Origin of the sequence: Chryseobacterium fluminis (assembly GCF_026314945.1) — a bacterium.
Lineage (GTDB): Bacteria > Bacteroidota > Bacteroidia > Flavobacteriales > Weeksellaceae > Chryseobacterium > Chryseobacterium fluminis.
Genome location: NZ_CP111121.1, coordinates 2,491,385 through 2,505,041 on the forward strand (window position 1 = coordinate 2,491,385; position 13,657 = coordinate 2,505,041).

Here is a 13,657-nt window from a genome sequence, read left to right on the forward strand (position 1 = left end):
GAGGTTGTGAAAATATAAAAATAATTTCAAACCTCAAATTTCAAATCATTAATTTTAGTTAAGATCTTCAAATTCTTTTTTAGAGCCTACGATTACATTCTGGTATTCTTTAAGACCTGTACCTGCAGGGATTCTGTGTCCTACAATTACATTTTCTTTAAGACCGTTCAGTTCGTCCACTTTACCGGCTACTGCCGCTTCGTTAAGAACCTTAGTGGTTTCCTGGAATGATGCTGCAGACATGAATGACTTGGTCTGAAGAGCTGCTCTTGTAATACCCTGAAGTACAGGCGTTGCTGTAGCCGGTAAAGCTTCTCTTACTTCTACCAAAGCCTGATCTTCACGCTTAAGCTTAGAGTTTTCGTCTCTTAATTCTCTTGCCGTAATCATCTGACCTGGTTTGAATTCTTTAGAATCACCCGCTTCAGTAACTACTTTAAGACCGAATACTCTGTTGTTTTCTTCCAGGAAGTCGAATTTATGCTCAAGAGCTCCTTCAAGGAACTGAGTATCACCTCCATCAACGATAGATACTTTCGTCATCATCTGTCTTACAATGATTTCGAAGTGTTTATCATCAATTTTTACCCCCTGAAGACGATAAACTTCCTGAATTTCATTTACAAGATATTCCTGAACCGCCGTTGGGCCTTTAATTCTTAAGATGTCGTCCGGAGTGATTGAACCGTCAGAAAGCGGCGAACCTGCTCTTACGAAGTCATTCTCCTGAACCAGGATCTGGTTTGATAATTTAACTAAATAAATTTTTCTCTCCCCGGTTTTTGCTTCAACGATCAATTCACGGTTACCTCTCTTAATTTTTCCGTAAGAAACTACCCCGTCGATTTCTGTAACCACCGCCGGGTTTGAAGGGTTTCTTGCTTCGAATAATTCGGTAACTCTCGGAAGACCTCCGGTGATATCCCCTGCTTTCGCAGATTTTCTAGGGATTTTGATTAAGACTTTACCGGCCTTAATTTTCTCACCATCATTTACCATTAAGTGGGCTCCTACCGGTAAGTTGTACGCTTTCTGCTCAACTCCTTTAGAATCTACCACTTTCAGTGTAGGTACGGCTTTCTTATTTCTGGATTCAGAGATTACTTTCTCTTCGAATCCTGTCTGTTCATCGATTTCCAACTGGAATGAAATACCCTGGATGATATCCTCGTATTCTACCTTACCGGCAGTTTCTGCAATAATAACCGCGTTATACGGATCCCATCTACAGATTACATCTCCTTTGCTTACTTTATCACCCGGTTTCACGGCTAATATAGATCCGTAAGGTACGTTAGCTACCATTAATGGAGTTCTGGACTCATTATCAGCAACCAATCTGAATTCTGTTGAACGGGAAACCACCACTTCAGCAGTATTACCGTTTTCGTCTTCAGAAGTAATGGTTCTTACTTCATCCATTTCAACGATACCGTCTCTTCTTGCCACGATAGATGGATTTTCAGAAACGTTACCTGCAGTACCCCCCTGGTGGAAAGTTCTCAACGTAAGCTGAGTACCCGGTTCCCCAATGGACTGAGCTGCAATTACCCCTACTGCTTCACCCATGTGGATTACTTTACCGGTCGCCAGGTTTCTACCGTAACATTTTGCACAGATTCCTTTTTTAGTTTCACAGGTAAGCGGAGAACGAACTTCTACGGCTTCCAATCCTGCTTCTTCAATTCTCTTAGCTAATGCTTCGTTAATTACCTGATCTGCTTCAGCGATTAATTCATCACTTTCCGGATCATAGATATTATGTAGAGAAACTCTACCTAAGATTCTCTCAGAGATTCTTTCAACGATCTCATCATTTTTCTTAAGCGCAGTAACTTCTGTACCTCTTAAAGTTCCACAGTCTGCTTCTGTAACGATAACATCCTGTGCAACGTCTACCAGTCTTCTCGTTAAGTAACCGGCATCGGCTGTCTTAAGAGCGGTATCCGCAAGACCCTTACGGGCACCGTGGGTAGAGATAAAGTACTCAAGGATCGAAAGACCTTCCTTAAAGTTAGCAAGGATCGGGTTTTCGATGATTTCCGCTCCGGTAGAACCGGCTTTTTGCGGTTTTGCCATCAAACCTCTCATCCCGGATAACTGACGGATCTGTTCTTTAGAACCCCTCGCCCCGGAATCAAGCATCATATATACAGAGTTGAAACCACCTTGGTCGGTTTTCATTCTGCTCATAATCATTTCAGTTAATCCGGCGTTGGTGTTGGTCCAAACGTCGATTACCTGGTTATAACGTTCCGTATCGGTAATCAGACCCATATTATAGTTAGCTCTGATTTCGTCTACGGTTTCAATTGAAGTAGCAATCATCTGTTTTTTCTCAACAGGAACTACGATGTCCCCAAGTGAGAAAGAAAGACCTCCTTTGAATGCATTTGAATATCCTAAGTCTTTCATAGCATCCAGGAACTTCACAGTCGTAGGGAAATCTGTATCAGCAAGAATTTTACCAATAACATTTCTTAATGATTTCTTTGTAAGAAGTTCATTGATATATCCTGACTGCTTAGGTACGATCTGGTTGAATAAAATTCTACCCACAGAAGTTTCGATCAATCTGGTAACGATTTCTCCGTCTTCTTTGATCGGTAGTCTACATCTTACTTTAGCATTTAAAGATACTCTTCCTTCAGCATAAGCGATTTCTGCCTCTTCAGGAGAATAGAATGCAAGACCTTCCCCCTTCACTTTCATATCCTCTGTAGAGCTCAGTTCCTTGGTCATGAAATACAGACCAAGAACCATGTCCTGAGATGGTACCGTAATAGGAGAACCGTTTGCCGGGTTCAGGATGTTCTGAGAACCTAACATGAGTAACTGAGCTTCAAGGATCGCTTCAGGACCTAACGGTAAATGTACCGCCATCTGGTCACCATCGAAATCGGCGTTGAATGCTGTTGTTACCAACGGGTGAAGCTGGATAGCCTTACCTTCGATCATCTTAGGCTGGAAAGCCTGGATCCCCAGTCTGTGAAGCGTAGGTGCTCTGTTCAGAAGAACAGGGTGACCTTTCATCACGTTTTCAAGGATATCATATACTACAGGTTCTTTTCTATCGATGATTCTCTTTGCAGATTTTACTGTTTTTACGATCCCTCTCTCAATTAGTTTTCTGATGATGAATGGTTTGTAAAGCTCTGCAGCCATATCTTTAGGGATACCACATTCGTGAAGCTGTAAGTTTGGACCTACAACAATTACCGAACGCGCCGAGTAATCTACCCTTTTCCCCAATAAGTTCTGACGGAAACGACCCTGCTTACCTTTCAATGAATCAGAAAGTGATTTCAATGGTCTGTTTGATTCAGATTTTACGGCTGAAGATTTTCTTGTATTATCGAACAATGAATCTACGGATTCCTGAAGCATACGCTTCTCGTTTCTCAAGATTACTTCAGGAGCTTTGATCTCCAATAATCTCTTCAAACGGTTATTTCTGATAATAACTCTTCTGTAAAGGTCATTTAAGTCAGAAGTAGCGAAACGTCCTCCATCCAATGGAACCAATGGTCTTAATTCCGGTGGAATAACCGGAAGTACACGCATAATCATCCACTCCGGTCTGTTGATCATTCTTGTATTGGCACCTCTCAATGCTTCTACCACGTTCAATCTTTTCAGGGCTTCAGTTCTTCTCTGTTTTGAACCTTCATTGTGAGCTTTGTGTCTCAGGTCGAAAGACAATGCATCAAGATCGATTCTTTTTAACAGATCTTCCACTGCTTCAGCACCCATTCTGGCGATGAATTTGTTTGGATCGGAATCATCAAGATACTGGTTTTCCACAGGAAGAGTTTCCATGATATCAAGGTACTCTTCTTCAGTAAGGAATTCCATATTGTCAAAATCGGAACCGTCTAATTTTTTAGCAATACCCTGCTGAATCACTACATACCTTTCGTAGTAGATGATCATATCTAATTTCTTAGAAGGAATTCCTAAAAGGTAACCGATTTTGTTCGGTAAAGAACGGAAATACCAGATGTGAGCGATAGGAACTACCAGATTGATATGTCCGATTCTCTCTCTACGTACTTTCTTCTCCGTAACTTCTACTCCACAACGGTCACAAACGATGCCTTTGTAACGAATTCTCTTGTATTTACCACAAGCACATTCGTAATCCTTTACAGGTCCAAAGATTTTTTCACAGAACAAACCGTCTCTTTCAGGCTTATGCGTTCTGTAGTTAATGGTTTCCGGCTTAAGCACCTCTCCTCTTGAGTCCTGTAAAATAGACTCCGGAGAAGCTAAACCGATGGTTATTTTATTAAATCTACTTGATTTATTTTTATTTGACATTTGTTGGATTTTAAATTTTAGATTTTAGATTTTAGATTAACTTCTGAATGTCCCCATTCAACATTTATAATTTAAAATTTAAAATTATTCCTCTAGTCTTACGTCTAATCCAAGACCTTGTAACTCGTGAAGTAATACATTGAATGACTCCGGAATACCTGGTTCAGGCATCGATTCACCTTTTGCAATAGCTTCATAAGTTTTTGCTCTACCAATCACGTCATCTGACTTCACCGTCAAGATCTCTCTCAGGATATTAGATGCTCCGAATGCTTCAAGAGCCCAAACCTCCATCTCTCCGAATCTCTGACCTCCGAACTGAGCTTTACCTCCTAACGGCTGCTGAGTGATCAGCGAGTAAGGTCCGATAGAACGTGCGTGCATTTTGTCATCAACCATGTGACCTAATTTCAACATATAGATAATACCTACCGTTGCAGCCTGAGTAAATCTTTCTCCGGTACCTCCATCATAAAGATACGTGTGACCGAATTTCGGAAGACCTGCTTTCTCTGTATACTCCGTGATCTGATCAAGAGTAGCCCCATCAAAGATCGGTGTAGCGAACTTCATTCCCAGTTTCTGACCGGCCCATCCAAGAACGGTTTCATAAATCTGTCCGATGTTCATACGGGAAGGTACCCCTAGTGGATTCAATACGATATCTACCGGTGTTCCGTCTTCCAGGAATGGCATATCTTCTTCACGAACGATTCTGGAAACGATACCTTTGTTACCGTGACGTCCAGCCATCTTATCTCCTACGTTCAGTTTACGCTTTTTAGCAATATAAACTTTAGCCAGCTTCATGATTCCTGCCGGAAGTTCATCTCCGATAGAAATGGCAAATTTCTCACGGTTTTTAACTCCCTGGATATCGTTGAATTTGATTTTGTAATTATGGATTAACTGTTTGATTAATTCATTCTTATCATTATCAACCGTCCAGTCGGAACCGCTAACGTTTACATAATCTTCCACTGAAGTCAGTAATTTATGAGTGAATTTCACTCCCTTACCGATGATTTCCTCATCCAGGTCATTGGTAACTCCCTGAGAAGTTTTACCGCTTACCAGTGTATTTAATTTTTCAATTAAAGTATTTCTCAACTCGTCAAACTTAGCCTTGTAAGTGTTTTCAATCTCTTCAAGCTTAAGTTTTTCTTCAGTTCTTTTCTTTTTATCTTTAATGTTTCTTGAGAACAGTTTTTTGTTGATCACAACTCCTCTCAATGAAGAGTCAGCTTTCAATGAAGCATCCTTCACATCACCGGCTTTATCACCAAAGATTGCTCTCAGAAGTTTTTCTTCAGGAGTCGGGTCAGATTCACCTTTTGGAGTGATCTTACCGATCATAATATCTCCAGGCTTCACTTCGGCACCAATTCTGATCATCCCGTTTTCATCAAGATCTTTAGTCGCTTCTTCAGAAACGTTTGGAATATCTGCTGTCAGTTCTTCCATACCTAATTTGGTATCACGAACTTCAAGAGAATACTCATCTACGTGGATTGAAGTAAACCAGTCTTCACGAACAACTTTTTCGTTGATTACGATCGCATCCTCGAAGTTGTATCCTTTCCAAGGCATGAACGCCACCACTAAGTTTCTACCAAGAGCCAATTCTCCTTTTTCTGTAGCATAACCGTCACAAAGTACCTGTCCTTTTTCCACTACATCACCTACTCTTACGTTTGGTCTCAGGGTAATGGTTGTACTTTGGTTGGTTTTTCTGAACTTAGTTAAGTTATATGTTTTAGTAGCCGACTCGAACTGTACCAAATCTTCGTCTTCACTTCTTTCATATTTAATCGTGATCTTATCTGCATCTACATATTCTACCGTACCTGTTCCTTCAGCATTGATCAGAATTCTTGAATCTTTCGCCACCTGCTGTTCCAGGCCTGTACCTACAATCGGAGCCTGTGGCTTCAACAAAGGAACTGCCTGACGCATCATGTTGGATCCCATCAATGCACGGTTCGCATCATCATGTTCCAGGAACGGAATTAATGAAGCAGAAATACCGGAGATCTGGTTCGGTGCAACATCGATAAGGTTTACCTGTGAAGGCTCCACTACCGGATAGTCACCATCCAGTCTTGCAATAATTCTGTCTGTTAAGAATTCACCGTTATCATTCAGCTCAACGTTTGCCTGAGCAATTACTTTGTCTTCTTCATCTTCTGCATTCAGATAAATAGGATCAGCTGCAAGATCGATCTTACTGTCTTCTACTTTTCTGTATGGCGTTTCGATGAAACCTAGTCTGTTGATCTTAGCATAGATCCCTAAAGATGAAATCAAACCGATGTTTGGTCCTTCCGGAGTTTCAATCGGGCAGATTCTTCCGTAGTGGGTATGGTGAACGTCACGAACCTCGAAACCTGCTCTTTCTCTTGATAAACCTCCAGGCCCTAGTGCAGAAAGTCTACGCTTGTGCGTGATTTCTGACAGCGGGTTGGTCTGGTCCATAAACTGAGACAGCTGGTTGGTACCGAAGAACGAGTTGATTACTGATGTTAAAGTTTTAGCATTAACAAGATCAAGCGGAGTAAAGATTTCGTTATCTCTAACGTTCATTCTCTCTTTAATCGTTCTCGCGATTCTTGAAAGACCAACGCCGAACTGTCCTGCCAACTGCTCACCTACCGTTTTAATTCTTCTGTTTGATAAGTGATCGATATCATCCACATCTGTTTTTGAGTTGACCAACTCAATTAAGTGTCTTACAATCGCAATAATATCTTCTTTCGTAAGAACTTCAGTAGTTGTCGGAATATTCAGACTTAATTTTTTATTTAATCTGTAACGTCCTACTTCCCCTAAAGAGTATCTCTGCTCGGAGAAGAATAATTTTTCAATAATTCCTCTTGCCGTTTCCTCATCTGGCGGATCTGCATTTCTTAACTGACGGTAAATATACTCTACTGCTTCTTTTTCAGAGTTCGTAGGGTCTTTCTGTAATGTATTCTGAATAATAGAGAATTCATTGCTGTTTTCTTTGTGAATCAGGATCGATTTCACACCGGCATCCAGGATAAGATCCAAATGTTCTTTTTCCAGGATTGTTTCTCTGTCCAGGATGATCTCGTTTCTTTCAATAGAAACTACTTCCCCTGTATCTTCGTCTACGAAATCTTCGAACCATGTGTTCAGTACTCTCGCAGCCAATGTTCTTCCTTCTACTTTTTTAAGAGCAGCTTTAGAAACTTTTACTTCTTCTGCAAGGTCGAAGATCTGAAGGATATCCTTATCAGATTCGAAACCGATAGCTCTTAATAAAGTCGTTAATGGTAATTTTTTCTTACGGTCGATATACGCGTACATAACGCTGTTGATATCGGTTGTAAATTCCATCCAAGATCCTTTAAAAGGAATAATTCTTGAATAATACAATTTAGTTCCGTTAGCGTGGTAGGTCTGTCCGAAGAATACACCGGGTGAACGGTGAAGCTGCGTAACAATAACTCTTTCAGCACCATTGATGATGAAAGATCCACTAGGCGTCATATAAGGAACCGGGCCTAAATAAACATCCTGAACCACAGTCTGGAAATCCTCGTGCTCAGGGTCTGTACAATACAATTTAAGTCTTGCTTTAAGAGGAACGGAATACGTTAATCCTCTTTCCACACACTCATCGATTGAATAACGTGGAGAATCTACCAGATAATCTAAGAATTCCAGTACAAACTGGTTTCTTGAATCGGTAATCGGGAAATTTTCTTGGAACGTCTTGTAAAGACCTTCACTTCTTCTGTCTTCAGGAAGAGTATCAAGCTGGAAAAACTCACTGAAAGACTCGATCTGGATATCCAGGAAGTCAGGAGTGATGATTTTTCCTTTCGCTGAAGAGAAGTTGATTCTCTGATTTCCCCTAGATGTTGCTGTTGTTTTACTCATAAAACTTTTAAGAAAGGGTTAAAAAATATTTTGATTAATTACAAAAATATCAGAAGAAGAACAAGAAACAAGGTAAAAGTAATAAGGTAAAGTGTTTTGGCGCTCACGAAAGACCTTGGGCTCTTTTAACTTTGTACTTGGCTCTTTCCAACTGCAACACTGGTATATCTTTTCACAGCGTAATGCAAAATATTTTTATTACTTTTGAAACAAACTTGCCGGAATATCTATATATGCAAAAGCCCTTTCATTTTTTATGAAAGAGTTAAAATTCAATATTTTATAGATTTACAAACAATGATTCGCGCCAAAAGAGAATGCAAATATACAAAAATAATTCTACGATTACAAGTTTTTCATAAAAATAAATTAGGTAACAGACATTCGTTGTTTAGCTTACCTCATTGCAACGATCAACAATAAAAGATTAATCATATATTATAACAAAAAAGCCTGAGCAAAAACTCAGGCTTTATATTTCAGGTAAACTGGAATTATTATTTCAATTCTACTTCAGCACCAGCTTCTTCTAATTGCTTCTTAAGCGCTTCAGCTTCGTCTTTAGAGATTCCTTCCTTGATAGGTGCAGGAGCTCCGTCTACGATATCTTTAGCTTCTTTAAGACCAGCACCAGTTAAATCTTTTACCAATTTAACGATAGCTAATTTAGAAGCACCTGCAGACTTAAGAATTACGTCGAATTCCGTTTTTTCTTCAGCAGCTTCTCCACCACCTGCAGCAACTACTACAGCAGCAGCAGCTGGCTCAATTCCGTACTCATCCTTAAGGATAGTTGCTAATTCGTTTACGTCTTTTACTGTTAAGTTTACTAGCGTTTCAGCTAAATTTTTTAAATCTGACATTGTTGTAATGTTTTTGTTGATTATGTATTATTTTTTGAGTCTAATTATTCAGCAGCTGGCGTTTCGTCAGTGCTTTCTGCAGCAGGAGCTTCCGGAGCTTCAGCAGCAGGAGTTTCTTCCGCAGCAGGTGCAGCTTCTTCAGCTTTAGCTTCTACTGTTTCAGGCTTGTTTTGAAGAGCAGAAACAACTCTTTGAATTGGAGATTGAAGCAATCCGATGATTTCACCGATCATTTCTTCTCTAGACTTGATATTAGCTAACGCGTCCAGGTTGTTATCACCAACATAGAAAGTTTCCTGAACAAAAGCAGACTTCAGTGCCGGCTTTTCTTCTTTCTTTCTGAATCCCTGGATTAATTTAGCCGGACCGTTTGCCGTCTCAGAAATCATTAATGCAGAGTTTCCTTTAAAAGTCTGGAACATTTCAGAGTAATCTACTCCTTCCATTTGCTCCATTGCTTTTTGTAAAAGTGTATTTTTTACTACTTTTACTTTGATATTTTGTTTGAAAGCCTGTCTTCTGAATTCTGAAGACTTAGCAGCGTTCAATCCGTCTAGATCTGCTACGTATACTACTTTTGCATCCTGAAGCAAGTCTTTGATCTCTTGTATTGCTACAACTTTTTGGTCTTTTGTCATTGTCTTAAGGATTTATATTAGTTTACAGATTTAGTATCAATTGCAATACCCGGGCTCATTGTAGAAGACAAATAAATGCTCTTTACATAAGTTCCTTTAGCAGCAGTCGGCTTCATTTTGATCAATGTAGAAATTAATTCCTGAGCATTTTCCTTGATCTTAGCAGCATCGAAAGATACTTTACCAATACCAGCGTGGATAATACCGTATTTGTCTACTTTGAAGTCAATTTTACCTGCTTTTACTTCAGTTACTGCTTTACCAATTTCCATAGTTACAGTACCTGATTTAGGGTTAGGCATCAAACCTCTTGGTCCTAATACTCTACCCAAAGGTCCTAATTTACCCATAACAGCCGGCATGGTAACGATAACGTCAACATCTGTCCAACCGTCTTTGATTTTTTGTAAATACTCATCAAGACCCACATAATCAGCACCCGCTTCTTTAGCTTCTGCTTCTTTATCTGGAGTTACTAAAGCCAAAACTTTAACATCTTTACCAGTTCCGTGAGGAAGAGATACTACACCTCTTACCATTTGGTTTGCTTTTCTCGGATCTACTCCTAATCTTACAGCGATATCTACAGAAGCATCAAACTTTGCCGTGTTCACTTCTTTTACAAGAGCTGAACCTTCTTCAAGATTATAGATTCTTCCTTTTTCTACTTTGCTTAAAGCTTCCTTTTGCTTTTTCGTTAATTTTGCCATTTCTATTAGTTTTAAGCGTTAAAAGTTGGTTTAGTTCCTGTTACTCTTAATCCCATAGATCTAGCAGTACCTGCAACCATAGAAACTGCAGAATCCATTGTGAAACAGTTAAGATCTGCCATTTTGTCTTCAGCGATTTTTTTCACCTGATCCCAAGATACAGCACCTACTTTGTTTCTGTTTGGTTCTCCGGATCCTCCTTTGATTTTAGCTGCATCCATAAGCTGGATCGCTGCAGGTGGAGTTTTAATAACGAATTCAAAAGATTTGTCTTCGTATACTGTAATTACTACAGGTAAAACTTGCCCTGGCTTATCTTGGGTTCTTCCGTTAAATTGCTTACAAAACTCCATGATGTTCACACCTGCAGAACCCAAAGCTGGACCTACTGGTGGAGAAGGGTTGGCAGCGCCACCTTTCACCTGAAGTTTTACCATTTTAAAGACTTTTTTAGCCATTTTTTGTTTTTTAAATTTGAATAATTAATGAGTTTGGAAGCATTTATTATTCAGCAGATTACCTACTCACATACAGTAAATCTACTTTTCGGATTGCAAAATTATGAAATATTTTTGAAATAGCAAATGGAAATTACTGATTTTTAGTAAGATTATGTGAAAAAATATTTTTTAATGTAAAACATGCCGTTACCATGTATCTGAAGAAGTCACATTCCGTCAGGTAGTATCGTTAGGCTGAATCCAGAATCATACTGATTTAAATCGCTGCGCAATAATGAGTGAAGAAAGAATACTTAGGAATAAAAAAAGACCGCAAAAGCGGTCCTGATATCTTGCAGTATAATGAATTATACTTTTTCTACTTGCATATAGCTCAACTCCATTGGCGTTTTTCTACCGAAGATCAAAACAGAAACCTCAATTTTCTTTTTATCTTCAAGAATTTTCTCAATCGTTCCGTTGAATCCGTTGAAAGGTCCGTCTATTACTTTCACGTTTTCCCCTACAATGTATGGAATCTCAAGATCGCTTGCAAATTCTGAAAGCTCATCCATTCTTCCCAACATTCTGTTTACCTCAGATTTTCTCATTGGAACAGGATCTCCGCCTTTTGTCAAACTCAGGAAAGAAATAACTCCCGGAATATTTTTGATAACGTGAGGAATCTCTCCCATCAGATCAGCTTCAATCATTAAGTATCCAGGATAGTAAGGTCTTTCTTTAGGAACTTTTTTTCCGTTTCTGATCTGAATAACCTTTTCCATAGGAATCACCACCTGAGTAACGTACTGCTCAAACCCTAAACGTTTGATTTCTGTCTCAATATAGTTTTTCACTTTATTTTCCTGTCCGCTGATTGCTTTCAGCACATACCATTTCAATTCGCTCATTATGGGAAAATACTTTTATAATTAATTGAACAAGTTGATTAGCATTCCTATTATGTTGCTGATTGCTTTAGAAAACAATTCATCAACTCCAAAAGTAAATAAAGCCAGAATTACCGTTGCAATCGTTACTACAATAGTAGAAGACTGCAGATCAGCCCATTTCGGCCATTCAACTTTATGTCTGAATTCGTTATAAGAACCTTTTAAAAAATCGACAAATGAACTCATAATTTATATTTGCACGGGCACAAGGATTCGAACCCTGATCAACGGTTTTGGAGACCGGTATCCTACCATTGGACGATGCCCGTAATTAAAAAAGCTTCCGTAAGAAAGTTCCTTACGGAAGCTTAATTTATTTTAAGATATTAATCTAAGATTTCAGTAACCTGACCTGAACCAACTGTTCTACCTCCTTCTCTGATCGCAAATCTAAGACCTACGTTAAGAGCGATTGGCTGTAACAATTCTACAGTGATCTCTAAGTTATCACCAGGCATTACCATTTCTACTCCTTCTGGTAAGAAGATCTCACCTGTAACGTCAGTAGTTCTTACATAGAACTGAGGACGATACTTGTTGTGGAATGGAGTGTGACGTCCACCTTCTTCCTTAGAAAGGATATAAACAGAAGCTTTGAATTTTTTGTGTGGTTTAACAGAATCTTTCTTAGCGATTACCATACCTCTCTTGATGTCGGTTTTTTCAATACCTCTCAACAATAGACCTACGTTATCACCAGCTTCACCTCTGTCAAGGATTTTTCTGAACATCTCAACCCCTGTAATTGTAGAAGTTAATTTCTCGTCACCCATACCAACGATATCAACAGGATCTCCAGTGTTGATAACACCAGCTTCGATTCTACCAGTTGCTACAGTACCTCTACCTGTAATAGAGAATACGTCTTCGATTGGCATCAAGAATGGCTTATCAGTATCTCTTGGTGGTTGCTCGATCCAAGTATCAACAGCATCCATCAATTCTTCAACGCTTTTGAACCATTTATCTTCAGTATCAGGAGTAGCTGCTGTAGCTGCTGTAAGAGCACCTAATGCAGAACCTTGGATAACTGGAGAGTTGTCTCCGTCAAATTCGTAAGTAGATAATAAGTCTCTAAGCTCCATTTCAACAAGCTCTAATAACTCAGCATCGTCTACCATGTCAACTTTGTTCATGAAAACAACAATTCTAGGTACGTTTACCTGACGGCAAAGTAGGATATGTTCTCTAGTCTGAGGCATAGGACCGTCAGTTGCAGCACATACTACGATAGCACCATCCATCTGAGCAGCACCCGTTACCATGTTCTTTACGTAATCCGCGTGACCTGGACAGTCAACGTGAGCATAGTGTCTTTTTTCAGTTTCGTATTCGATGTGAGCAGTATTGATAGTAATACCTCTTTCTTTTTCTTCTGGAGCAGAGTCAATTGCAGAGAAGTCTTTTTTCTCAGCAAGACCTTTGCTAGCTAATACAGCAGAAATAGCAGCTGTAAGAGTAGTTTTACCATGGTCAACGTGACCAATAGTACCAATGTTCAAGTGTGGTTTGTTACGATTAAACGTTTCCTTTGCCATGATTTAAATTATTTATTTATTGTTTTATTCAAATTTTCGGTGTGCAAATATAATGAATTTTTAAATACCAAGAATCTTTTTATTAAAAAAAATCAATATTTAAATCCCAGAGAATCACAAACCGCACATTTTAATGTATCGAAGTGCAAATTTACACAAATTTCCGGATTGAAAAAATCCTGACAACGTGTTTTGTATAAATTATGGAGTATGTATTTAATTATGAATACCATAAAAAAGGTGAAAAGATTTTTTTATCAAAAGAAACCGTCATCATCTTTTTCTCGTA

General features: G+C 39.1%; 9 protein-coding genes and 1 tRNA gene. All 10 read right to left on the reverse strand.

The genetic code is table 11. The features are described from left to right. Window positions 1-54: 54 nt before the first annotated feature. The 10 genes from rpoC to tuf all read right to left on the reverse strand — a co-directional run bounded on the left by rpoC (window position 55) and on the right by tuf (window position 13,368). The gene (gene rpoC / locus ODZ84_RS11380; RefSeq protein ID WP_266177243.1) at window positions 55-4,320 is read right to left on the reverse strand and encodes a DNA-directed RNA polymerase subunit beta'; all 4,266 of its coding nucleotides are present in this window, start codon (window positions 4,318-4,320) and stop codon (window positions 55-57) included. A gap of 84 nt (window positions 4,321-4,404) precedes the next feature. Further along, window positions 4,405-8,226 carry a DNA-directed RNA polymerase subunit beta gene (gene rpoB / locus ODZ84_RS11385; protein ID WP_266177245.1) on the reverse strand — a complete coding sequence of 1,274 codons (3,822 nt, stop codon included), beginning with the start codon at window positions 8,224-8,226 and terminating at the stop codon, window positions 4,405-4,407. Window positions 8,227-8,723: 497 nt separating this feature from the next. Next, window positions 8,724-9,089, reverse strand: coding sequence for a 50S ribosomal protein L7/L12 (rplL, locus tag ODZ84_RS11390; RefSeq protein WP_259110148.1), 366 nt, complete (start codon window positions 9,087-9,089; stop codon window positions 8,724-8,726). A gap of 44 nt (window positions 9,090-9,133) precedes the next feature. Beyond that, a complete protein-coding gene (gene rplJ, locus ODZ84_RS11395; RefSeq protein ID WP_266177247.1) occupies window positions 9,134-9,727 on the reverse strand; it encodes a 50S ribosomal protein L10 in 594 nt (197 codons plus the stop codon). Between the two features lie 17 nt (window positions 9,728-9,744). After that, the gene (rplA, locus tag ODZ84_RS11400) at window positions 9,745-10,437 is read right to left on the reverse strand and encodes a 50S ribosomal protein L1 (RefSeq protein WP_027380917.1); all 693 of its coding nucleotides are present in this window, start codon (window positions 10,435-10,437) and stop codon (window positions 9,745-9,747) included. An 11-nt stretch (window positions 10,438-10,448) separates the two neighbouring features. Further along, window positions 10,449-10,895, reverse strand: coding sequence for a 50S ribosomal protein L11 (rplK, locus tag ODZ84_RS11405; RefSeq protein ID WP_099768819.1), 447 nt, complete (start codon window positions 10,893-10,895; stop codon window positions 10,449-10,451). A gap of 350 nt (window positions 10,896-11,245) precedes the next feature. Beyond that, the gene (nusG, locus tag ODZ84_RS11410; RefSeq protein WP_259110158.1) at window positions 11,246-11,788 is read right to left on the reverse strand and encodes a transcription termination/antitermination protein NusG; all 543 of its coding nucleotides are present in this window, start codon (window positions 11,786-11,788) and stop codon (window positions 11,246-11,248) included. Window positions 11,789-11,809: 21 nt separating this feature from the next. Next, entirely contained in the window at window positions 11,810-12,016 is a 207-nt protein-coding gene (secE, locus tag ODZ84_RS11415) for a preprotein translocase subunit SecE (protein WP_002976410.1), read from the reverse strand. A gap of 12 nt (window positions 12,017-12,028) precedes the next feature. After that, window positions 12,029-12,099 (reverse strand) — tRNA-Trp (locus tag ODZ84_RS11420). A gap of 57 nt (window positions 12,100-12,156) precedes the next feature. Then, complete coding sequence (gene tuf / locus ODZ84_RS11425; RefSeq protein WP_202088548.1) at window positions 12,157-13,368, reverse strand: elongation factor Tu; 1,212 nt, start codon at window positions 13,366-13,368, stop codon at window positions 12,157-12,159. Window positions 13,369-13,657: the final 289 nt, after the last annotated feature.

Coding starts and splice junctions, on each gene's coding strand:
- rplK (WP_099768819.1), bottom strand. CDS start 10,895: ATGGCTAAAAAAGTCTTTAAAATGGTAAAACTTCAGGTGAAAGGTGGC.
- rpoB (WP_266177245.1), bottom strand. CDS start 8,226: ATGAGTAAAACAACAGCAACATCTAGGGGAAATCAGAGAATCAACTTC.
- tuf (WP_202088548.1), bottom strand. CDS start 13,368: ATGGCAAAGGAAACGTTTAATCGTAACAAACCACACTTGAACATTGGT.
- rplJ (WP_266177247.1), bottom strand. CDS start 9,727: ATGACAAAAGACCAAAAAGTTGTAGCAATACAAGAGATCAAAGACTTG.
- rplL (WP_259110148.1), bottom strand. CDS start 9,089: ATGTCAGATTTAAAAAATTTAGCTGAAACGCTAGTAAACTTAACAGTA.
- rplA (WP_027380917.1), bottom strand. CDS start 10,437: ATGGCAAAATTAACGAAAAAGCAAAAGGAAGCTTTAAGCAAAGTAGAA.
- nusG (WP_259110158.1), bottom strand. CDS start 11,788: ATGAGCGAATTGAAATGGTATGTGCTGAAAGCAATCAGCGGACAGGAA.
- secE (WP_002976410.1), bottom strand. CDS start 12,016: ATGAGTTCATTTGTCGATTTTTTAAAAGGTTCTTATAACGAATTCAGA.
- rpoC (WP_266177243.1), bottom strand. CDS start 4,320: ATGTCAAATAAAAATAAATCAAGTAGATTTAATAAAATAACCATCGGT.